Origin of the sequence: Secundilactobacillus paracollinoides, assembly GCF_001702155.1 — a bacterium.
In the GTDB taxonomy this organism is placed as follows: Bacteria; Bacillota; Bacilli; order Lactobacillales; family Lactobacillaceae; genus Secundilactobacillus; species Secundilactobacillus paracollinoides.
In genome coordinates this window covers 1,617,953-1,641,039 of sequence record NZ_CP014912.1, presented here as the reverse complement: position 1 = coordinate 1,641,039, position 23,087 = coordinate 1,617,953, and the positions used below count along the sequence as shown (strand labels likewise).

Annotated in this window: 15 protein-coding genes and 3 pseudogenes; 5 read left to right on the top strand and 13 right to left on the bottom strand. The window is 42.7% G+C overall.

Features of this window, described 5'->3' with window-relative positions; genetic code table 11:
* Positions 1 to 48 precede the first annotated feature (48 nt).
* The 7 genes from AYR61_RS06890 to eutJ form a co-directional block, all read right to left on the bottom strand.
* On the bottom strand, positions 49 to 1,776 hold the full coding sequence (locus AYR61_RS06890; protein ID WP_083215513.1) for a DUF262 domain-containing protein: 1,728 nt from the start codon (positions 1,774 to 1,776) through the stop codon (positions 49 to 51).
* Between the two features lie 103 nt (positions 1,777 to 1,879).
* Positions 1,880 to 3,658, bottom strand: coding sequence for a DUF2075 domain-containing protein (locus tag AYR61_RS06885; protein WP_065902285.1), 1,779 nt, complete (start codon positions 3,656 to 3,658; stop codon positions 1,880 to 1,882).
* Between the two features lie 17 nt (positions 3,659 to 3,675).
* Positions 3,676 to 3,999, bottom strand: a complete 324-nt coding sequence (locus AYR61_RS06880) for a MazG-like family protein (RefSeq protein WP_065902283.1) — start codon at positions 3,997 to 3,999, stop codon at positions 3,676 to 3,678.
* Positions 4,000 to 4,163: 164 nt separating this feature from the next.
* On the bottom strand, positions 4,164 to 5,864 hold the full coding sequence (locus tag AYR61_RS06875; RefSeq protein WP_065902280.1) for a DUF262 domain-containing protein: 1,701 nt from the start codon (positions 5,862 to 5,864) through the stop codon (positions 4,164 to 4,166).
* 283 nt (positions 5,865 to 6,147) lie between these two features.
* A complete protein-coding gene (locus AYR61_RS06870) occupies positions 6,148 to 6,396 on the bottom strand; it encodes a hypothetical protein (protein ID WP_065902278.1) in 249 nt (82 codons plus the stop codon).
* Positions 6,397 to 6,961: 565 nt separating this feature from the next.
* Complete coding sequence (locus AYR61_RS06865) at positions 6,962 to 7,702, bottom strand: MBL fold metallo-hydrolase (protein ID WP_065902276.1); 741 nt, start codon at positions 7,700 to 7,702, stop codon at positions 6,962 to 6,964.
* Positions 7,703 to 7,730: 28 nt separating this feature from the next.
* Positions 7,731 to 8,636 carry an ethanolamine utilization protein EutJ gene (gene eutJ, locus AYR61_RS06860; RefSeq protein ID WP_083215512.1) on the bottom strand — a complete coding sequence of 302 codons (906 nt, stop codon included), beginning with the start codon at positions 8,634 to 8,636 and terminating at the stop codon, positions 7,731 to 7,733.
* Between the two features lie 543 nt (positions 8,637 to 9,179).
* Here eutJ and AYR61_RS14875 point away from each other — a divergent pair.
* From AYR61_RS14875 to AYR61_RS06840, 3 genes and pseudogenes are all read left to right on the top strand, one after another.
* Positions 9,180 to 10,201 (top strand): annotated as a pseudogene (locus AYR61_RS14875) (IS30 family transposase).
* Positions 10,202 to 10,524: 323 nt separating this feature from the next.
* On the top strand, positions 10,525 to 10,827 hold the full coding sequence (locus AYR61_RS06845) for a hypothetical protein (RefSeq protein ID WP_065902273.1): 303 nt from the start codon (positions 10,525 to 10,527) through the stop codon (positions 10,825 to 10,827).
* A 121-nt stretch (positions 10,828 to 10,948) separates the two neighbouring features.
* Complete coding sequence (locus AYR61_RS06840; RefSeq protein ID WP_065902271.1) at positions 10,949 to 11,953, top strand: hypothetical protein; 1,005 nt, start codon at positions 10,949 to 10,951, stop codon at positions 11,951 to 11,953.
* Between the two features lie 591 nt (positions 11,954 to 12,544).
* Here AYR61_RS06840 and AYR61_RS06835 read toward each other — a convergent pair.
* The 6 genes and pseudogenes from AYR61_RS06835 to AYR61_RS06810 form a co-directional block, all read right to left on the bottom strand.
* Positions 12,545 to 13,853, bottom strand: a pseudogene (locus tag AYR61_RS06835) (nucleobase:cation symporter-2 family protein).
* 91 nt (positions 13,854 to 13,944) lie between these two features.
* Positions 13,945 to 14,277: a PTS lactose/cellobiose transporter subunit IIA gene (locus AYR61_RS06830; protein ID WP_065902269.1), complete on the bottom strand. Its 333-nt coding sequence runs from the start codon at positions 14,275 to 14,277 to the stop codon at positions 13,945 to 13,947.
* 173 nt (positions 14,278 to 14,450) lie between these two features.
* Positions 14,451 to 15,572 carry an NAD(P)-dependent alcohol dehydrogenase gene (locus AYR61_RS06825; RefSeq protein ID WP_065902262.1) on the bottom strand — a complete coding sequence of 374 codons (1,122 nt, stop codon included), beginning with the start codon at positions 15,570 to 15,572 and terminating at the stop codon, positions 14,451 to 14,453.
* 841 nt (positions 15,573 to 16,413) lie between these two features.
* Positions 16,414 to 17,823, bottom strand: a pseudogene (locus AYR61_RS06820) (NAD-dependent succinate-semialdehyde dehydrogenase).
* A 641-nt stretch (positions 17,824 to 18,464) separates the two neighbouring features.
* Positions 18,465 to 19,847, bottom strand: coding sequence for a group II intron reverse transcriptase/maturase (gene ltrA, locus AYR61_RS06815; RefSeq protein ID WP_065900954.1), 1,383 nt, complete (start codon positions 19,845 to 19,847; stop codon positions 18,465 to 18,467).
* 581 nt (positions 19,848 to 20,428) lie between these two features.
* Positions 20,429 to 21,058, bottom strand: a complete 630-nt coding sequence (locus AYR61_RS06810) for a DapH/DapD/GlmU-related protein (protein ID WP_065902260.1) — start codon at positions 21,056 to 21,058, stop codon at positions 20,429 to 20,431.
* Between the two features lie 79 nt (positions 21,059 to 21,137).
* Between AYR61_RS06810 and AYR61_RS06805 the strand changes: the two genes are divergently transcribed.
* A complete protein-coding gene (locus AYR61_RS06805; RefSeq protein ID WP_054712910.1) occupies positions 21,138 to 22,334 on the top strand; it encodes an NAD(P)-dependent oxidoreductase in 1,197 nt (398 codons plus the stop codon).
* 127 nt (positions 22,335 to 22,461) lie between these two features.
* Entirely contained in the window at positions 22,462 to 23,085 is a 624-nt protein-coding gene (locus AYR61_RS06800; protein WP_054712913.1) for a DedA family protein, read from the top strand.
* Positions 23,086 to 23,087 lie beyond the last annotated feature (2 nt).

The window sequence follows — 23,087 nt, the reverse complement described above, 5'->3', positions numbered from 1 at the left end:
GAACTACAGAGATTTGTATGGTATCTTTTCAATCAAAGTAATTTAGGATTAGTTGAATTTTTTTAGTGTGATCAATTTTTCTCCTATAGATTTCCCAACTCGTATTGCTCGGCCTCTAATCTTTTTATTCACGTATTCAAAATCATATTTTTTTAGCCTACTAAATATATTTTCAAATTCTTTTTCAGAAAAGTAGTCCGAGGAATGAATCAGCTGTTTATAGTTTGATACTTCTAATAATGGCTCCTTCTGTATCCCGTCTGATTTGTTGGAAGCCTCATATATTGTAAATTCTTGTTTTCGATTATTTAATGATTTAGGTAAAAACATACCATTTCCAAGAGAACTTAAATTTAACGAACTTAAATTTTTATCCGCCTTTAAAGCCCGTGCCTTAGGAATAATATGTTCAAATTCAAAGTCTTCACCATTATTAAAAGTACCTGATAAATATGTTAAATTCGAATGGATAGTAATTAATGCCTTAACTTCTTTCGAAAAGGTTTTTCTCATAGCATTGTTTTCTGAAAGCCATGCAGCAAATGCACTGTTAAACTGAGTAATAGTTAGTGGTTTTAAATAGTTTTTTTTGGCTACTAGGTGGTAGTAATCATATAAGCGCTGATCGCCGTGCCCACTCCAAACTCCAGTTAAATAATCGAACACATAGTATGCCGGAATATTGTAAATGGTTTTTTCAGTATCCTGCTTATTCATTTCCCATAGAGTGGCAAAATAAGATAAAGCTTTAAAGGAAGTTGTTAATCCTGTAGAATACGCATATTTAGGTGAGGTTCTATTCTTACTGAACGAAATATTCTGTCTAAGTAGTCTTGCGAATATATCATTTAGCTTTGAGGAAATCATATCAACTCTACTCAATATTTCTTCTAAATTTGATTGAATATAACTTAATTTTTTATCTATTTTAACCAGATTTTTATTATCAATATGAGTTGCAATTCCAAGAATTCCAAAGCCAATTTCATTCTTAATTTTGTCATCATTCTTCGATATTAATGATGGTATTCTTTGTGTAACCATGGTACCAATTGCTCTTCCAAATTCTGCTAAGTTAATTATCCTATTTTGAGTGATCTCATCCTCAGAAAACCCCTCTAATTCAAATTCACCTTCATCAGTCATTCTGTTGTAGTAATTTTTCACATCCGAAAGAACTTCATTTGCCAAGTTATTTAAATATGAATTCTCATTATATTCTGGCAATATTAAATTGACATCTGCCCATGTTGCATTAAATATTTCATACTTTGTTAAGGGAGAAGAATTCAAATTTAAATTTTCATATACTTCTGGAAGATCCGCCTCGTCACCATAGAAATAGATAGCTGGTAGTACTAGTGAATCGAGATCAACATAATCATGAATCCTTTTTTGCACATTTTCAACCATTTCTCTAAGCTTTATTTTTGTTTGTCTGCCTTTCATACGATCATAGTTATCCGTCCAATCAGCCAACTTATATTTACCATTTAATAATTCGTTATACTGTATTTCGTCAATTGGATCCACAGCAACATCATTTTCTGTCTGTTGTTTTAAAATATCATTTAGTTCACTAAGTGACTTATGATATTCTTCACCGTTTAAACTTCTCCAATACTCCGCCCTATTTCTTTCATATTCAATTATAGTAGAGAGTCTCTGTTGCCCATCAAGTAGTCTTAGGTACTCCTTTGATTCTTTCGTACCTTCACTTTTAAGAGGCGCTACTAAAAGCGTCCCAAAAGGATAGCCTTTATGAAGGGTCGAAATTTAAGCTCTTTTTTTGGCTGTATTCCAAACTAATAAACGCTGAAATTTAGGTAACTTGATTCTATCAATGTCTGTTTTAAAAAGTAAACGTTCATTATCATAACTACTCATTATTACGCACCATCCTAATTTTTGTCATCATTTCACCATGCAATCTACTATTCAAATCAGAGTCAACCGCATAAATAAATAACCCATTAACCCCACGAGTGAGCAAGACATTCAGCTCATTAGCCAACAGCTCATCACTGACCTGAGCTTTCTTACCATTACTCAAAGTCCGATTTCGAACGGCATTTTTATTCTCACTAAGCTCAGGATCAAATACAATTTTCCCATCAACGTACTTTACTGACGGGCCAATAATCACACCAGCGTAATTCAAATCAAATCCTTGAATCGTATAAGTCGATCCAACTTCATCAACCGTCTGACTCTGTTCAGCCCAAGACAGATGCTTCCGCAAATGGCTTTGAGACTCATCAACCGGCAGCTGAAGATTCCAAGGTAAGCTTAGGTCACCTGTATTCACCATCCAATATGGTGAATCGTCAGGGTGTCCTTTTTGTTTATATGGCCAATCAAAGGTAGCCAAAAGTCTTGATAGACCAGCCTTCTCTCGATCACCGTTCAATTTTTGTATTTCATGATACATTTTTACAGGATCATCGAAAATTCGTAAATCATAGCCTTTGCTATCTTTATGCATCGGCTTAATCACGCGTTCATCCGTGATAGCCCGGATCCAGTCAACGGTTTGATCATCAGCATTAATCCGCAACTGGTTCTTTAATTTAATTAAATTATTCTGCTTATAAGCATGGTTCTCTAGAGCCAAAATTTGCTCTGCTTCGAGATATTCCTCCGTTTTGAGCACCTGCTTTGGGTCAAAGATTGCGATTGTTACTTTAGCTCGTGCCATAATATCCCGTAATTGATTCTTACCACGATAAGACTGTTTGCCCTGTGTCCAGAGAAGGTGTGCTTCATCAACTAGAACGACATCCACCTTATCCTCAGGCTCATGATTATTAATAAACGTCGTTGGTTTAGACACAATCTTTTCACCATCGCCACGAATTCCCAGTTTTTCGATTGTATCTTCGTAAACCTTAAGCTGTTCATCGTGATTAACTAATAGAAAATTACGGGTGTTCTTAAACTCTGGAAATTCGTCATTATGACTGTATTGAGTCATCAAGTAGAAAATTGTACTTAACAACACCGTTTTTCCAGAGCCAGCCTCGCCTTCGACCAAAATAAGTTGGCCGGTTTGGTTACCAATTAATGCCTCACTTACACGTTCCAAAATTAAATTCTTAGCATCATTCTGTTCATCCGTCAGTTTATGAAATGGCGATGCTTTAAAAATGGCAGAATCTTGAATAATTCGTTCCAGCGGAAATAAATCGTTATCAACGGTACGTAACTCCCGCCAAATCTTTGAGAAAATAACATCGCGAATATCATCCGTAAAGTATTTATTTTGCTCATTTTCACGCCGGTTATTCAGCCGATCAACGTCAGTGATTCCCGACATATATAGCATCATCTTATTTTCAATATCCAGAGTTAACGACTTATTAAATCGATTATGCCCAATAATAATCATGCTAGCATCTTCAGAGATCCTCAGCTCATCCCAATCCTCACGAGTTTTGGGATCTTCAATAAGATGTTGTCGTGTTCGCTGCTTAATATCATTCGTCTCTCCGACATAAACATCGTACTTTCCTTTTTTATCACGGTTATAGATTAGATAAACCGTGGGGTAATCAAACAGCAGCTCATGATCATCTGGTTTCTTGGACAATTCCCATAGATCCACAGCGTTATATCCAATTCTTTTCACAATTGGAGCATCTATATGATCTTCACTCATCTCAACACCAACCCTACCTAATCTTCATCAAACTTCCAGTGCCGTTTTTTATTAGTTTGTAACTTTTCGTGGACCAAATCATTAGGTTCCACTCCCAATTTTTCGCACATATAGTATGCATACGTTAATGTGTCAGCAAGTTCCATTTTTAAATCTTGGGCAGCTTTACCATCCTGTAAGATAACGTCATCATTCTCTGAATCTTGCCATAAAAACAATTGATTGACCTCAGCTGACTCGACCGATAGCGCCCGTGCTAATCCTGGCAATGTGTGGTATTTTTGCCAGTTTTTCTGATTACGAAATGCAATTAACTCGTCAATGACTACTTTATATTCCATCAGTGCAATCCTCTCTAGCTTTTATCCAACTCTAAAGCTTAGATAATACCTTAATTATACTATTTGAACCTTCTCGGAACTAGATCTGCATGATACAAAGTTAATTTTTCACAATAAAAATAGAGGTGAATTTTTCCACCTCTACTTATAAACACGAAATGTGATTACCACATCACGGTAACATTCTTTTTAAGCCTGTCCTGCCGGCCTCGAACCGCAGAATCACTCCAACTTGGGAGCAAGTTTGCAATATCATGGTTCTCGGTTAAGTCAGACTTATTTAACAACGCTTGCTGTTCGTTGATGCTTTTTGCCTTATCGAATTCTGTTTTTAAAGTCTTTTCGATCATTGTCCAATTTCCAAGGTAATCAAGGAGTTCACTTGATACCTGATTTTCAGAGATATGAACTAGTTGATAGTTGTCATTATCGAAAGCCTTCTCATAAAGATCCTCGTCGTATAATTCACTCAGTAGATAGACAATGGTCCACTTCTTGGCTCCACGCAGTCCACCATCTTTTTTCAATGTATCAAAACTGCTTCGAACCTCATCATCCGTTCGGAGCAAATTGTCATCCATCCACTCATTAATCATTTGAACCGATGACAGCTCACCCGAATAAATTTTTTCGGCTACGTTCGAAAAACCTGATTCCAACGTATTAGTCCCATCATGAATAATTGTTCGGTGCCTAATAAATACCGACAAGAGTTTATTCACAACTTTGAGCATTTCTTCTTCATTAAAGTCAGCAATCTTCATAGAAAGCATTACTGGATAATACAATTTCACTTGAAGACGATTTAAAATATCGACCTTCTCTAACAGTAAATCATTCGAAAAGTATTCAAGGTTAGACTTAGGTGACATTGGCGATTCTAGAACAGCATATAAGTCGACTAAATGCCCTAAATCTTCAAGAAAGTTCTTAACGTCATTTTCAGTTTTGATCTTTTGACTCAGTGATCGGTAAAGTTTTGCCTCAGTGACAAGTTTGCTTCGCGCGGCCCAGTACGTTCTAATAAATTTTGTAATTCGATTACTGTCTTCCTTTAATCGCTGAGAAATAATGTTCCATAACCCATTAGCTGCTTTCATTGAGTCACCTGAAACATACATCAAATGATTTTTAATCATATCCGAAGCTTTTAGATCTTTACCTCGACTATTTAACGTTTCAAAAATAATGAATGCATCCTTTTGACTAGGTGCAGAGATCATCACAATATAAAAACGGTCAGTAAAGCATTCAAAAATTGTCTTAAGCAAGTTGACGCGATCCGTGATAGTTTTTTCTTGTTTAATGGCAGAGATAATCTGCTGGTGCAACATCTTATATGCTGAAACAAGCTTCCTTTCAGGTTCAGTTTCTGCAACATCATGCCCCTGATGTACTAATTGAATAAAGAAGGCACTCAAACTTTTGTCTGGGTCTTCGCTATCCTCTTGCAACATCAAGGACGACATAGAGTTGTCTTCACCTCGCAGATACTTTTTGACGTTGTACATCACATCGCGCAATGAATCGCCGCTTGCATTCATCAAATGATCTCTATTTGATTCAAATAATTCATTGGCAACATCTCGAATTACTGCAAGAAATAATGAGCTAGTCGTTAATCGCTGCTGACCATCAATAATTTCTTGAATATGATTTTCATTCTGAAAGGTCACAATTTGGCCAAAGAAATGACTGCTTCTTTCGCCTGACACTATATCCATCAGGTCGTTCCAAAAATCATCAACTTCCTCTTTTTTCCAGGCAAAGTTCCGCTGATATAGCGGTACCTTAAAGTTATTGTCTTTAAATAATTCTCCTAATCTAAACCGTGACGGCACAGGAATATCTACAAAATCTTGCATATTTTTCACCCACAAATTTCTATTTACTGGTTACTTTATAGCGGTAAGTAAAGTAATCAGCAAAATTATTTTATAATAATTGAAGACCAAAACTAACAATTCTAATCTTCATTATATAACTACGACAGAGATCGCCGATATTGTTTTTTTACAATCAAGAAAGCAAAAATAAGACTAATATTTTTCACATTAGTCTACTTTAGATTTATCACAATCAAAAAGTTGGCTTTAATCCTACTCATATCCGGATGATTAACAACCACAATTTTTAGAAAGCAGATAATTAACCTAGCTTACACTTCGTATAGTGATGACTCTTAGCCCACTTCAAAGTCACATGACGATAAGACTTAGCGAGCGTTAAACCGCGGCAGCTCTTCGTGTAGTGGTACTTTTTCCCGTGGTTCGGCGCAATCCAAACATAAGTCGTCCGAGCATGAGCAACCGTCGTAGTAAGAATAGCATGCACACTACCGCCAACCAATCCCAGGGCAACGACAACAGTCAATACAGTTTTCTTCATTGTCTTCATCAAAATGGAGACCCCCAATAAATTCAGCTTTTAAGGTCGTCAGTTCTGGACCATGGTTTACAAACGTCACTTATATTAACTAGGATCATTAGTAACATCTTATTCATTAAGGGTACCATACGTATTTCTCCCGCAAAAGTTTTTTATTCATAAAATGTATTTTCCGGTACAAAATCCAACGACTGTTCAAAACAAACGGCAGCATTTCAACCCGTATCTGCCACAAATTCCCCCAAATAGCTTGCAGCAGATGTAATTTGTTTCATAGTGCACAAATTCCATTGTCCATGGACTCTGCAAAGAGTATTCTTCCGGTACAGAAACATGTAAGTGATTAATTTTATGCATCAATCAAGAGAGTCAAACAAGTCAATCAACCGTGGAATCCTTACCATCGGCGAAGTGTTTGTTCGGCTCTCCAACAGCCATTTCAAACTGGTTACCACGGCGTTAGAACCGGTTAAGATTGAGAAAAATGAGTCATAAAAAAGAAGCAACCGTTAGTGGTTGCTTCTTTTTTATTGAAACGATATCCAGCCTATCGCCCATTTCGCGGTCAGAACGACTACTGAATAGTAATTGCCTGTTGTGCTTGGGCAACCAGTCGTGGCAACGCCTGTCGGTATATGTCAGCCGCATCCGCCAAAATATCATCACCATGACTGACCAGCAGCGGATCAAACTGCAACTGCCCTACTTTTATCAGACTTTCACGTTCTTGATCATAGTTCTCATTTCCAGCTGCCATCCGTAACTGGCCCGTTTCGTTCACAACGAGATCACCCGTAAACAGCACACCGCCATGCCTGTGCCACAGCAGTGAACAGTGGCCAATACTGTGACCAGGTGTTGGCACAAAGTCAATGCCGCCCGCAAATGGAAGCTGCGTCTCGCCAGTAATGCGGTTTGACACGGGAACTGCCGCACGTGGATGATCCAGGTTACTTGGCCCGCCCGTCAGCGTAAACACCGGTCGCATCGGCACCCGTTTTTCCAGCACATCCGCCTCAACATCATTCATCCAGATTGGCGCATGGGACTGGGCTTCGATGAGGTCCAAATTTCCCACGTGGTCCGGGTGGCTGTGTGTGCTGATGATTTGGTCAATATCGCAGGGCCGCAACCCGATTTGTTTCAACGCTCGTGCCAATATATTGGGATGCTCAGGCTTCACCGGAAAGCCAGCATCAATGAGAATCCAACCATCCGTCTCATCGTGAATCAAAAACGCGTGAACGAAATCCAGCTGGAACTGGTATAAATCATCATCAAGTTGTGTCACTTTTAAAGGTTCTAACTCACTCATTTAAGCTCACTCTTCCTACAACGCTATGCTACTCGTGATCGTACATCCCAATACCTAGCGGCGTAACAAACTGGGGAAAATCAGGCTTGTAGGCCGGCATGCTCAACGTTTTAGCAAAGGTAGGAATGAAGTCTTCAAAGTTAATAGCTCCGCCAACAACGATAACAGGTTCGACTACCGGCACACTTGGCCCACGTTTTGTAATGGTCGCCATCTTCTCAACTACCGGTTTAATGGTACCAAAGACTTCCTTTTCGCGCTTCGGATCCCGTTTCAGTAATTCCGCAGCATCGTTATCAATATGGTGCGCACCGCCCAGAACTAACGTCATGTGGAAGCCGCCAGTCGGTTCGTCCATCACGTCGATGAGTTTGCCATTCTTAAAGATACTGATTCCAGTCGTCCCACCACCAATATCCACAACGGTACCGTCTTTCATTGCTAAGAATTTGGCCGCAGCAGTCGGTTCATCCACCACTGCGTTGCAGATGAATTCCGCTGACTCGATAACGTTTTGCACAATTTTCGAAGCACCCTCACCTGTTTGTGGTGGAATGGCGCCACATGCTGTTGTCAATTCAACACCCAAGACTTCTTCAGCTTTGGCCTTTAGCCTTTTCAGGATATTCACAGACTCCATGTAGTTCACAACAATGCCGTCGCGCACCGCATGATCATATTCAAAAGCACCATAAATCGGGTTGTCATTTTGATCCAGCACCGTCAACACGATTGATGACGTCCCGAGATCAACGCCGCACTTGAAGGTTTCACCCTTCTTAGCTTTGCGCATCGCCTTATCAGTATTCACGACTTTTGCGAATTCGTCTAACTTCTCGTTAGCGATGTCGAGATTTGATTTCTTTTTTGCTGGTGCTGCTTTTTTCTGTGGTGTGACCTCCCCGGCCGTTTTCTTTGTTTTTTTCACTGCCATTTCAATCCCCAACTTTACTTTAAATTAGCGCAAAATACTCAGTACCTATAATCTCAGAATAAGTATGCGCTTACATTTACTTGAATAGTAAAATTTTCTTGATTTATAAGTACTATTTAAATTTGTTCACTTACTAGTAAATCGCTTATAAGATAAGTTTAACATTTCAAACTAGCATTTATTTTACGCTCAGTATAAAAATATAATACGCAAACATGTATTATTTCAATAATTTCCTTTTTTTCAATTAAGATCTATTGAAATACATTTCGCTTTATCTATTAGTAACCAGCTTCTATAAAAGGGAGCCTTTAATTTTTTTACAATTTCATTACATTTTCTAAAAAAGCAAACAACATATTTACATATAAAAACGACGTTAGCCAGAGTACATACAAATGTTGATGGTACGAAAAAGGCATTTTGATGTATAATTTTTTTCCTCCCCGGATTTAAAATCTAAGTGCAACAAGTTCAAATTATACAAATAGGCCATGGAGACCTAAACTTAAAGTGCCGAAACTCTAAAGAAAGGACATCTCCATGACCCAACCCAAGAATAGCACTACCAAGCAGTATCAACAACTTACCCCAGAAGAAAGAGGCGAGATCGAAGCGTATTTGAATGCTGGGAAAACCCAAGCCGATATTGCGCGTCTGATCAATCGCAGTCGCAGTACCATCTCACGTGAAATCAAGCGTGGTACTATTCGACAGCGTAATTCTGACTATCTCTTTTTCACCAAACACTTTGCGGATACGAGCCAACTTATACATGATAAAGCCCGTCAAAACTGCCGTTTTGGAGGACTAGAAAAGGTCTGCTGGCTGTTCTTCAAGATGCTTAAAACAGCCCTTAAACGTCGACCACGCATTGATAGTGTTGATGGTTTCGTACACGCCTTTAAACAGCTTCATCCTGACAAACCATGTCCCTCTACGCCAACTGTTTATCGGTATATTGATCAAGGGCGCTTAGACATTAAAAATATCGACCTGCCTGCCAAGCTGCGGCGTCATGTGAAGTCCAATCGTCACACCCACTCACGCACAAACGGCTGGCTGATACCTCAATTGATGAACGACCAGAGGCTATCAATAACCGTGAACGCTTTGGCGATTGGGAAGGTGACTTGGTTAAAGGTAAACGTCAGGCTAGTGAACCAGCTTTGATGACATTGACCGAACGGCGGACTCGCTATGAAATCATCATTAAGATTCCTAATTATCATGCTGACACCTGCTTAAACAAGCTTCAGGCCACCATTGACCGGCATCCTGGCTACTTTAAGAAAATCACTTTTGATAATGGATCAGAGGTCAAACTGCTGGACCAAGTTGAAGGGACTCAGATTTACTTTGTGCACCCTTACTCACCTTGGGAACGCGGCAGTAATGAGAACCAGAACGGTCTGATCCGAGAGTACATCCCGAAAGACCTATCGCTACATGGCTTCTCTGAGGACGACATCGCTAAGATTCAAGATGCGCTAAATCAAAAACATCGCATGACACTCGGCTACGCTAACGCCGCCAAGCTTATTGAGGCCGCGCTAGCAAGCTAGCTCACGGCCTGGCTCCATGGTGTTGCGCTTGAGTTGACCTTCCGGGTAATTTTTTCCTTTATAAATTTCAATTACAATATTTGATCATGATACACGCCACTGCTTATTCGGGGAATACTCCATGGGCGTGGTCAGCCCAAGACCAGTTTTAGAATCCCCTCTGCACATGCAGGGGATATTTTTTTATTTAGCGTGTTCGATTATATTATGTCGTGATATAGAGTGCTGCGATTATGTATATATAACAATACTATAAGCATTGGCTTAACGAAAAAACGAATACAAATCAGTTAACAGAAATTTTTGATCTATTTGGGAATCACATGCTGAAAAACGAAATCATTCCTTATGATTATGACTATCATAATTCAGATTATGTTGATGAAGTAGGTGAAGTCCAAGCAGAGCACGATGACTCAATGGCACTGATGAAAGGCAGAACTGCAACACTTACAAAAATTAATTTCATATCTGATATTCCTGATGGGCCTTATGAAGATGATAACGAAAAATTAATCATTGCAAGAAATTTGATTTCAGCTCATGAAGAAAAGATTCTTAAAGAATGGTATATGGGAACTAAAAAAGTTGAAATATTATACTATTTATTCATTGGAAAGATTTAAGTCATGGGATACATGATAGAGATCCACAAACTTTATTCAAAAGAAAAATGGAAATAGATTTTCTATTCAAGTATAATCAATTGGTATATGTTCAAAAATAACTTATTTGGAGTTGGAAATTATGATTAAGAAAGTAACTGTAGGGGTCGCTTTTGTTGTCGCATCATCTTTGTTTGCTGTTAGAAGTACTGTTCAAGCTAAGACGAGTTCTTATAAAGTTCTCTCGAACAAAGCTGTTTCCAAGCAGACGTTCATTCATTATAAGAACAAAAAATCTTATGTTTGGAACTATCTGCCAAAGACTACCAAGAAAGCTCACAAGACACACAACCTTTGGAACTACAAGAAAACTAATTTTGTAGTCACTCGCAAGGCTAAGGTTTCTAATATGGGAACTTACTATAAAATTAAAGGTAGTATGTGGACTGGATGGATTAGCTCCAAAGATGTTCTAAATGGTAAGGTGAAAGTTACTAATCAACAAACTACTGTTGTTTCTAGTAGAAAACCAGTATCTGATCGGTCTTCTCAAACATCAATAAATCAAACAGCTACGACCCAACCAACAGCAAGTCAAACACCAACTGTTCAACAACCAACTCAAGCACAATCAGATACAACGTCTTCGAACCCGTATGTTGAGGAGCAGATTAAAGAATACGGCTGGTCAGGACAGCCAATCGTTCTTGATAGGAATGCAACTGCATTAAATGATGTTGCTATTCCTGACGCAATCAAAGGACAAACATTCGCCACTCCAAATGATTTACGAACTATTTTGTATGGGTTGGAAGACCATTATTCAATGTTGCTCGAACAAGGAAAAACTGCTTTAAAGCCTTTAGAAGATGAATATAAAGACTACGAAAGGGATTTGTCCAAATCCAGTACTGATAGTCAAGTAATTACGAATCTTAAGGGTAAGCAATCGGCTGGAATAGTTTTAACTAAAGAAGAAGAGACAACTTTATATGATACTGAAAAAGACAAAGAAATTCAGGACCACAACGTTAACAACATGAAAAATGATATGGAAACGTTGAATAGTTTAGAGAGGACTTTAAACCTCTATCAAGATAACTATGATCAAATTTCATACGCTATTGATAAACAAATTTGGAAATAATAGATTTAAGAGGGGTGCTCTTAGCACTCTTTTTAATACATAAATTTACTCTTTAACCTTGAGCTATATATAAATCAATAGTGAAAAGAGGGTTGAATATGAAACACAAATGTTACGGCAAGTCTTTCTTTGACCACAATAAGAAGTTTGAAATCAGTGAAATGACAAATTTAAGGGTAAGAACAGTTGTCCTGAACGTTATCCGATCATGCTGTAGAACGATAAAGAAAGAATTCAAGTTGTTAATTGGTTAAAGCAGAAATTTCATTTGAAGTATTTTCAAAAAAATTTTAGCTCAATTGAAAACATTTCATGAAGTAGATGGATTCAGTTATCACATGATACTTGAAGCTCTTGAGTATGCAGATTCTAATTCTACGATTAAACTATCTTAAAAGACGATTGGTATCGTTCCATATGGGATCACCCCCGCACATGCGGGGAACACTTGAGGTTGACGAACGATGATCCCACCACATTGGGATCACCCCCGCACATGCGGGGAACACACTAAACAAATCCCGTCAAACCGGCATCCAATAATTAGAAAGTCTCTCATTTTTATGACTTGATAATAATGTTTGGTAAAAATCAGCTATCTTCTTCCACCTTATTTTTCAGGGAGGTATTTATTCAACAACAAATTCAAAATAACGGCAGTAAAACTTCCAACAACCATCCCATTACTCAAAATCGTCTGCACTTCAGCAGGCAAGAACTGGAACAACGTAGGTTGCGTCGTAACACCTAACCCAAGCCCAATCGAAATGGCAATAATGAGCATGTTTTTGTTATTAAGCTCAACCTTCATCAACATCTTAATGCCTTGAGCACCAACCATCCCAAACATTACCAGCATGGCACCGCCCAAAACAGAAGATGGAATCAGTGTTGCAATGGCACCGAACTTTGGAATCAAGCCAAGCAACAACAGCAAGAAGGCTGAATAGTACACAGGCCGTAATTTCTTAATCCCAGACAGTTGCACGATCCCAACGTTTTGCGAGAACGTCGAATACGGGAACGTGTTAAAAATGCCACCGAAAATCGCAGCAATCCCTTCAGACCGGTACCCGTGCTTCAAGTCGGCGTTATCCAAATCACGCCCCAAAATGTCTGCCAGCGCATAGTAAACACCGGTGGATTCGATCATACACGTGATTGCAGCTAAGATCATGGTTGCAATTGACGACCATTCAAACTTGGGCACGCCAAAGTAAAACAGTTGCGGCAGTTGGAACCAGTGGGCGGCAGAAACGGGCGCAAAGCCAATCTTGCCCATGCCAATAGCGAGTAACGTCCCTACTAAAATTCCAATCAGCACCGAGATCTGCTTTAAGAAACCACGACCCCAGATATTAATCACGATAATAATTAGTGCCGTTGTAAAGCCCAAAATCAAATTTGTCGGTGACCCAAAGCTCTTAGCCGTATTATCACCACCGCCAAGGTTTTGAAACGCCACAGGGATCAACGTAAACCCGATCAGTGTGATCAACGAGCCCGTCACAACTGGTGGGAAGAACCGCCGCAGATCCGCAAAAATACCCGCAATCAAGAAGATAAAAATACCGGCAGAAATGATCCCGCCATACATATATGCCAGACCGAAGTGTTTCCCGATACTTTGCAGTGGGGCAACGTATTCAACCGCACACCCCAAAACAACGGGCAACCCGATCCCGGTGATCGGCGTTCGCTTCAGTTGCAAAAGTGTGGCAATCCCACACATGAAGATGTCCATAGAAACGAGGTACGTCATCTGGGCCGCTGTAAAGTGCAGTGCGCCACCAATCAGCAGCGGCACCAGGATATCGCCAGAATACATGGCTAATAAGTGCTGAAACCCTAAAATCAAATTTTTCACAACGGAGCGGTCATTTTGTGCGTTCTCCAAGATTGTTCGACCCCTTATTCGTATTTTTTGAATTACCAGAGACTAGTTTATCATTTAATTAGCCGTCTAGCAATTTAATATTAACAATTACCGCCTATTTAGTTTCATTGTTCGGGTTATTAAGTCGTTTATAAACGTCAATGATCTCCTTACCCAATTCAATGGCCATCATCGCCATACTCAAGTGGTCCTGCGCGTGCACCATCAGCAACGAGGGGGCCAGATCCTCACCTGACGCCTCCGCCAATAGGTCCGTCTGCGCCTGATGGCCCGCTGCCAACTGTTGTTCGGCTTCGGTCATGTCATCCGCCGCCACCTGCATCTGGCCAGCCTTTGCCGCCGTTATCGCGGCCATCGCCTGCGATTGTGCCTTGCCCGATTTCAAAATGAGCTGCATGACTATCTGCTGTTCCTCATCTGCCGTCATATCGATTCCTCCAAAAGGTCTTTAATTAACCGTAGCGCCGTTTCGCCACAAACGCAATTACTTTTTGGACAACTATGGCATTCGTGTCCAAATTTGGGCTCATCCTATATAGACGCAAAAAAGCGCCAAAATCGTTTAAACGACTTGGCGCTTTTTTCTTATCTTCCTAAGGGTTAATCCCCCGGCTTGTAGTCATCATCAATAATCAACACTGGTTTGATGGTCTTTCCTGAGCGTGAATCAGCATTGGCTTCATTAATTTCGCTGAACTTGTAGAACTTCTCTGTCTTGTCAAAGTCGAACATGCCCAACTTATAGAATTCAATCAAGCGTGGAATATCGACTTGCGGAATCGAATCGCCCATGTTCACGCCGACGATCTTGCGGTCATCCACACACAGGTCGTTCCAAGTATCCAGATCGATGTGGTTTGGCGTCACGGCAATCGTTGCGGTCGTCCCACCTTGAGCCAGCACCTGAATCGAATCCTGCATGACCTTAGTCACACCGGTGGTATCAACGGCCCAGTTCACGCCATAGCCGCCAGTGAGCTTCTTGACAGACTCAACAACGTCTTCGTTTTTACTGTTGATGGTATCCGTTGCGCCTAATTCCTTGGCCAGTTCCAACCGTGAATCAACGATATCGATACCGATCACCTTTGTACAGCCAGAGATCCGACCAGCCATCATCGCAGCCAACCCAACGGCACCAGTCCCAAACACGGCAATCGTGTCGCCCGGCTTTGGTTTCAAGGTGTTCAACACAGTCCCAGAACCAGTCACGTAGCCACATCCCAGTGGGCCAAGCTTGCGGAGATCCAGTTCCTTGTCGACCTTGACCACGTTACGTTCACGCACGACCGTGGTTGAAGTAAAAGAACTTTGGTCAAACATGTCAGCTAACTTCTTACCATTTTCGGTAAAGTGCGCTGACCCATCCGGCCGCACACCTGAAAGGTTGTTGGCAGCGTAGTTTTCACACTGAGTAGGAACCCCGCTCAAACAACTCTTACAGTTGCCGCAAGCGTAAAAGCCCAGTACCACACTATCCCCTGGTTTGACCTGCGTAACTTCCGGTCCAACCTTTTCGACGATTCCGGCACCTTCATGCCCTAAAACGATTGGGTAGTCGATAACGGCATCCCCGACCCGCAAGGCCTCATCAGAGTGGCAGATCCCACTAGCGACCATGTGCACCTGCACATCATCGGGACCCATTTCAGCTAACTCAACATCGTCTCGAATTTCGAAATCCGCATTTTGTTGATCAACAACGGCTGCTTTAATTTTCATGAAAAACACCCTTTCAGTTTGTTAGTTACACGTTTATTATTGCACAAGCGCGCTAGAAATGTAAGCGGTTTCGAATAGTTTTATCAGTATGATTTTGTCGACGTTTTATTTTGTGCAATAAATTAGCATGGTCACAACACGTTTTGGCGTGCCATTCCCGCTGTGTTGCGCCGCTCGGCCCTGCAGGCTGAGGTGGGGGTGCTTCGGGGAGCTAGTGAATGTCTTGGCAGAAATTCAAGGATCTCCAACGTCTCCCGTATTAGTAACCGACCAAAAACGATTGCTAACTAATCCCGACACCCCAGCCTGCAATGCCGAACGGCGCCACTTCGCTGATAATTGCTGGAAATCAAGATAGTCTGTACCGCCAACGCACATTGTAACGTTGAATAGCTTTGCAATTCTATGTCGACTGACAATTAACAGCCACGATCGATAGGTTAGCTGACAACAGGTAATCAGCAGTCGAGGGCGAATAATCCGCGAACGGTCTGTGACTGCCTGTTGATGCTTAACAGAAATTAACAACATGCTCACAGTGAGTGGAATGCAGCAATTTGGCACGGCATCGTGGTGTCGATGTCACTTGATGGCCGTTCTTGGGCCATTTAGTGACATGCGATGAAGATCCATTCGAGAGCTGCGCAGCAGAAATCGAATTAGCTTCATCGCGAGCCACTTCGATGCCGTGCCAAATCGGACTATCACCTAACACTGGAAAAATCCTTCAGGGTGCCATAGACACGCGTTTTTCCGCGCACTCAAAAAAAGACAGCCAGCACGCACTTGCTGACTGCCCCATGTTTCTAAAGGAGGATGTTACTTATCATGTTACCTAAGTTTAAACGAATCCGCCGAACGTGTTATCCATATCGACGTAATCCTTTTCGTTGACCATGATCATTTCTGGGTTGACGAAGGTTTCAATGCCTAATTTACCCAGCTCACGGCCGTAGCCAGAGTTCTTGATACCGCCAAATGGCAGTTCAGGAACGGTACCACCAAAGTTGTTGACGAAGACCATCCCGGTTTCAACCTTACCAGCAACTTCTGCGGCGTGGTTCGGGTCGCCGCCGAAGACGATGCCACCCAAGCCGTAGTTTGAGTCGTTGGCTAAATCAATGGCTGCCTGTTCATCCTTAACCTTGTACATTTGACCAACTGGGCCGAAGAATTCAGTCCAGTAAGCGGAGTTGTCGCGGTCAATGTCGGTCAGAATGATTGGTTCGAAGAAGTTGTTATCCATATCTTCGTTAACTTCGCCAAAGGCCAACGTTGCGCCATCATCCAAAGCAGCCTGAACCTTCTTGATCAAACCGGCCTTGGCCTTGTTGGTGCTCAATGGGGCCAACGAGGTGTTTGGATCAAGCGGATCACCCGTCTTAGCCTTGCTGAAGGCGTCCTTCATCATTTGTAAGACTTTATCGTAGTTCTTTTCAGTCACGATAAATCGCTTAGATGAGGTGCAGACCTGGCCAGCGTTATACAAACGTGCCTTATCAATGATCTTGTTGACTTCATCAAGATTGGTATCATCCAAAATGATAAATGGATCGCTCCCACCTAATTCTAGTGAGCTCTTCTTTAAATTACGGCCAGCTTCAGCAGCAATTTCCTTCCCGGCACGTTCTGAACCGGTCAGGGCAACACCTTGAACCCGAATATCAGCAATGATCTTGTTGACTTGGTCGTAGTTGATAAACAGGTTGACACAGGCACCATCTGGCGCGCCAGCAGCCTTAACCGCAGCTTCAAAGGCAACGGCTGAACCTGGGGTGTTACTTGCGTGCTTGTATAATAGTGGGTTTCCGACTAAGAAGTTTGGCGCGAATACCCGCATCATTTGATAGAATGGGAAATTCCATGGTTCAACGGCCATAACGATCCCCATTGAATGATTTTCAACGTGGGCGTATCCCATAACGGTCTCAATGGGTTCCTTCTCTAAGAAGCGCTCACCTTGAGCAGCGTAGTATTCAGCAATGGCCGCACAAATGGCAACTTCACCCTTGGCTTCCTCAAATCACTTCCCCATGTCTTCAACTAAAACGCGCGCTAATTCATCGCTGTTATCAGTAAAATATTGAGAAACTTGGTGTAAAATCTTAGCCCGTCCTTCAACAGGTTCGTTACGCCATTGCTTGTACAGCGCGTGAGCCTTCGTCAGGGTTTCCTCAACGTAAGCATCGTCGTGATTTTCATAGGTTTTAACAACTTTGTTTGTATACGGATTGATTGTTTGGTAAGCCATTTAGTTGCTTCCTTTCTCTCGTGGACTAGTGCAGGTTACCTTTTGTAACCGTTGCCAATAGTATAGAAGCATAGTTTGTTAAAATCAATAAGAAAGATTGATGTAGTAGTGTGTTCGGTTTCACAAGTGGTGCTAGTTATCGAATGGTATAGCCATTTATCAGACGCGTGTTTCGGTGGAGTCGTTGATGCTGTTTTTGGTGATTGATGTAAGCTGGAAATGTTGCAAGTGATGCAAGGTACATGTGAGTGAACTTTCATTTTAGAAAGTTTTTTGGAGGCTTTCATTTGTGTTTCATTAGGGGTTTGTTTGGCATATGTATTGGGACTTGTTTTTGATTTTTTGGATTGGGGACGTCCTTCCTCCGCAATTGATGTTTAATTTAACTTTGACTAAAAATACAGTCTTCACCGCGCACTCATGTCCTCGAGACTAAACGTGCTACACGGGGCAAGGAGTTGCACCTAGGGGACTTCGACCACCAAAGCCAAGCCCAGGCTTTACTGGTCAAAGTCCCCTAGGCTCCACTCCTTAACCGCCCCTGGTTTCACACTCTAATCGAGTAGGAGGTAATTGATTAATTCAATTACCGACCTCTCACACCACCGTACGTACGGTTCCGTATACGGCGGTTCAATAATTTAAGCACTTTGTATTGACTGGAGTGTCTTGCTCATATTGATGAGTCCAAGGCGTTCCAGTCTTTTGTTTGTCAGAGTATAGGTCAATGTCTTGCTATGCGCAGTTCGCCAATAACCCTTACGGGTATTGGCCATTGTATAAGCACTGGTGCCAGAAAGCCCCAGTTTTACAAGATGATTGACCTTTGTTTTGAGCTTCTTCCACTGTTTCCAAATATACTGGCGAATCCTTGCTCGCAACCATTCGTCTAAGTGACGGATAAAATTGGTCATTTTCCCGACCGAATAGTACTGTAACCACCCACGCATCTTTTGATGAATCTCGTTAAACACCAGGTTTAACGAAACGCCCCGATTGCGCTTGGTCATTTTCCTGAGTGCAGACTTGATGCGTTGCTTGGCCTGCCAAGCAGGTCGCGCATACGCACCTCCTCGACCAACCCCCAAGGAAAATCCCAGGAACTTGGCCCGCAGAGGCGAACTTACTGATGTCTTGTCCTCATTGACGGTGACCTTTAGGTCGCCTTCAAGAAAGCGAGTAACATTAGTCAGAACCCGTTCTCCAGCACGTTTGCTTCGGACATAAATATTACAATCGTCCGCATAGCGGACAAACTTATGACCTCTGGAAGTTAACAGCTTATCCAGTTCGTTGAGATAAATGTTAGCCAAAAGTGGCGATAAGGGGCCACCTTGAGGGGTGCCTTTATCACTTCGTTCAAATAGACCACCATTCATGACACCGCTGGTTAGGAAGCGACGAATGAGATGCAGTATCCATGGATCCGTAATATACTGCTCAATAAATTTAATAAGCAGATCGTGGTTGACCGTATCGAAGTATGCTTTTAAATCGAGATCCACGACATAGTGATAGCCCTGATTGTAGAACTGAACCACTCTATCAATGGCATCTTTAGCACTTCGATTCGGTCGGAACCCAAAACTATTATCTGAGAAGACACGCTCAAATGTTGGCACCATGACTTGCGCCATGGCTTGTTGAACAAGTCGGTCAATCACAGTTGGTATTCCGAGCTTGCGTTTACCACCATTAGGTTTGGGAATTTCAACCCGCTTAACGGGACGAGGCCGATAGGTCTCGTTTTGTAAAGCTTGCAGTAATTCCTGTTTATGTTTCCTCAAGTAGGGCAACAGTTCGTCAACGGTCATTCCGTCTAGTCCTGCTGCACCTTTGTTTCTGCAGACGCGAAGATAAGCCTCGTTCAGGTTATTTCGGTCTAAGACTAACTCTTGAAACTTAGTGCCGTTCATCATCGTATTTTCACCAGAGTCAGTGCTACGCACCCCGACTTGTTCTTGGGCTTCCAGTCCTACTGTCCGCCGGCGGTCAGCTTTTTCTGTATTCTGCGGTTGTTGCACTGTCTCCACCTCCAATATCAATGATGACCTATTATTGTTCAGCCCTTCGTGGCAGATACCACTACTATGGCCTCGGCTGACTCCTGTATCGTTCTGCACCACATCACTGCGATGTTTGTTCCTGTGGCGCTTAGCGCGCCTCTTGTCGGGAACGTACGATACAGGCCTCCCCGGGTAAGAACGCCCACTTTCGTACCATGTCATTGCCAGCTTTACTGCGATGGCCTCGAGTAGTATTGGACTTTGGTTTGTTTGGCAACCTCGTCCGACCAACACAGCCTTATAGCTGATTCTTGTACATCAATGCGGTACTTTGTCGCCGACTTCCTTCAGATTCCACCTCACGATGGACACCCTTGTCATTGACTTGCGGTTCCGACTACTACGGCCCGCAACGGACTTTCACCGTCTAGTTGGCGCCCATGCCGGGCGCACCAAAAAAAGCACCCTCTCCTCAGAAAGGGTGCAGCACATAAAAGTGCAATGACATCATGATTTAACATGATTGTCCGCGACATCAAGTGTCATAACACTATGGTAACGCCCTTTTACTCAAAATAACAGACGTTTTCGAGAAAATACTAGTTTCGCTTCAAATGCTTCGCCACGAATTCATCAATTGGCAGCCGGAAGTCATCATAGTATTTTTCGAGGTCTTCACGTGACCAATCCCACCATTTGATTTCTTCTAAGTCAGCCTTGAGTTCATCCGGGAAACGGTCCTTGATCGGTTTTGCCGGCACGCCACCGACAATCGTATACGGGGCAACGTCCTTCGTGACAACGGCTCCTGAACCGATCACCGCACCATCACCGACGTGAACGCCTGACTGGATAACGGCACCGTGGCCGATCCAGACATCGTTGCCGATCTCCGTTTTTCGAATCTTGCGCCCAGCCAGAAATTCGGTATCCGGATTATCAAAACCGTACGCTGCACCGTTATACGCAAAAATATGCTGAGCTGGTCGGTCGTAGGGATGGTTGGTTGGGCCGATGCGAATCATGGCGGCCATACTAATGAACTTATTTAAAGTACTGTTTTGAATAAAACAGAATTGGCCGGTATAGGTATAATCACCGATGGCGCTGTTATCCAAATAGTTCTGTTCGCCAATTTCAACGTACTGGCCAAACGTGATGTCCTTGTGTTCCCCGCCTTTTCCAATGACGGGTTCATCCTTTGACAATTTTACAAAATTAATGTGCATCGTGTCACTTCCTAATTCATTTGCGTTATGATGTTTTCAGAATATTATAAGTCTTTTTTGGCTAAAGGGGTGGAAAAATATGTTTCAAGTGAAAGCTTTAGATACCTTTGACGTCACCGATTTTGCGGGTGACACGTTTAGATTGACGGAATCGGATACACCAGATGCCGTTTTGGTTCGTAGTACTAAGGTGCCGGACGAGCTGATTTCAGAGCACCTGCTACTTGTCGCGCGTTCTGGCATTGGCACGAATACGATCAACGTTGATGCCTGTACGGAAAACGGCACGGCGGTTTTTAACACTCCTGGTGCGAACGCCAATGCGGTAAAGGAACTCATCATCCAGTGCTTGTTTTACAGCGGTCGGCCGCTCTTTTCAGCCTTAGCAGCCACCCGAAAGTTAGTCGCTGACGACTTGCAAGCAGCGGCAGAGGGCATCCGTAAATCCTACGTTGGCGAAGAACTCTACGGGAAAACGGTCGGCATTCTCGGTCTTGGTGCCATCGGCCAGCGTCTGGCCAACACGTGCTATCATCTCGGGATGCAGGTGCTCGGCTACAACCGCAGCTTCAAGAATCTTCAACACGTTCAGCAAATGGAAGACATCAATGATGTGCTCGAACAGGCTGACTTCGTGGTGCTCTTATTACCGCTGAACGATGAAACTGAGCACATGATGGGTAAGGCGCAGTTCCGGTTAATGAAGGATACTGCCTTCCTATTAAACTTCGGCCGGGCAGCACTGGTTGACGATGACGCCGTTAAGGAGGCCCTCCATCAGCGTCAATTTGCCCACTACATTACGGATTTCCCGCAAAATGACCTGAAGGATGAACCGCAGATCACGATGTTGCCCCACCTTGGCGGCAATACGGTGGAAGCATTGTCAAACAGCGCCAACCTGACGCTGCAAAACACCCTCGACTTTCTCGAAGCCGGCACCATCCGTTCCTCAGTCAACTTCCCGCCGGTCGATCTGCCGTTCACGAGTCCCTACCGCTTCACCCTGTTTTTCAAAACACGCAACAATTTCTGGTCCGACGTCTCAGATGTGCTCAACCACTTTGAACTGCCCATGCAAGAAATGATGGGCAACACCCGTGGCGACTATGGGTATACCGTGGTCAATACAACGATTCCGGAAATGAATCAGGACCAAGACCAAGTTGAAACGATATTGAGCGCCCTAAGCAATGTCCCGGGCATGATTCGCGTTCGGCTGTTGGCCAATCCGTCAGACTTTATCGAAACACCAATTCCGCCTGAATCCATTTAATACTGACTGAATACCACCAATTTCTTGGCATTTTCTTAAGTCCTGCCGATCCAAAGTAAGAGTGATTGCGTTCTCGCCCACTATCCGGTAAACTACGGTAACTAAGAAATCGCTCAGGAGGGCCACCATGGACACCACTACCATCATGACACTCATTGACCAGTACGGTTATTTGGCAGTGCTACTGCTCATTGCCTTAGAAAATATCTTTCCCCCCATTCCATCAGAAATCATCCTCACCTTTACAGGATTCCTCATTCTATCAACGCACCTCACAATTCCCGGTGCGATTCTTGCCTCAACTGCTGGTTCGGTTCTCGGCGCCATTATTTTGTACGGCATCGGCCGCCTACTGACAGAAGACCGCTTAAATTACTTCCTGGCTACACGTGTGGGGAAACTCCTGCGACTAAAGCCTAAGGACGTCAACAAGGCGTTTACCTTCTTCAACCATCACGGTGGTAAAGCCATCTTCTTCGGGCGCTTTATTCCAGTCGTGCGGAGTCTGATCTCAGTCCCAGCCGGAATGGCCGAGTACCCACTCGTGCGTTTCACAGTCCTGTCAACCCTGGGGACTGCTATTTGGAACACAGTTCTGATTTCTGCCGGCTACCTAGCTGGTGACAACTGGCAAACGATTCTCGCCACCATCGAATCGTTCAGTTCAGCCATTACCGTAATCGTCATTGCCGCCTGCTGTTTAGCCGGTTACTACTACCTACGCAAACGCCGAGCCAATGCCACGAAATAAGT

Excerpts from the sequence above, each read along its gene's own strand:
- AYR61_RS06885 (WP_065902285.1), bottom strand. The coding sequence starts at position 3,658 with ATGAGTGAAGATCATATAGATGCTCCAATTGTGAAAAGAATTGGATAT.
- AYR61_RS06845 (WP_065902273.1), top strand. The coding sequence starts at position 10,525 with ATGCTGAAAAACGAAATCATTCCTTATGATTATGACTATCATAATTCA.
- AYR61_RS06870 (WP_065902278.1), bottom strand. The coding sequence starts at position 6,396 with ATGAAGACAATGAAGAAAACTGTATTGACTGTTGTCGTTGCCCTGGGA.
- AYR61_RS06810 (WP_065902260.1), bottom strand. The coding sequence starts at position 21,058 with ATGCACATTAATTTTGTAAAATTGTCAAAGGATGAACCCGTCATTGGA.
- AYR61_RS06800 (WP_054712913.1), top strand. The coding sequence starts at position 22,462 with ATGGACACCACTACCATCATGACACTCATTGACCAGTACGGTTATTTG.
- AYR61_RS06805 (WP_054712910.1), top strand. The coding sequence starts at position 21,138 with ATGTTTCAAGTGAAAGCTTTAGATACCTTTGACGTCACCGATTTTGCG.
- AYR61_RS06875 (WP_065902280.1), bottom strand. The coding sequence starts at position 5,864 with ATGCAAGATTTTGTAGATATTCCTGTGCCGTCACGGTTTAGATTAGGA.
- AYR61_RS06840 (WP_065902271.1), top strand. The coding sequence starts at position 10,949 with ATGATTAAGAAAGTAACTGTAGGGGTCGCTTTTGTTGTCGCATCATCT.
- AYR61_RS06865 (WP_065902276.1), bottom strand. The coding sequence starts at position 7,702 with ATGAGTGAGTTAGAACCTTTAAAAGTGACACAACTTGATGATGATTTA.
- AYR61_RS06830 (WP_065902269.1), bottom strand. The coding sequence starts at position 14,277 with ATGACGGCAGATGAGGAACAGCAGATAGTCATGCAGCTCATTTTGAAA.
- AYR61_RS06825 (WP_065902262.1), bottom strand. The coding sequence starts at position 15,572 with ATGAAAATTAAAGCAGCCGTTGTTGATCAACAAAATGCGGATTTCGAA.
- AYR61_RS06880 (WP_065902283.1), bottom strand. The coding sequence starts at position 3,999 with ATGGAATATAAAGTAGTCATTGACGAGTTAATTGCATTTCGTAATCAG.
- eutJ (WP_083215512.1), bottom strand. The coding sequence starts at position 8,636 with ATGGCAGTGAAAAAAACAAAGAAAACGGCCGGGGAGGTCACACCACAG.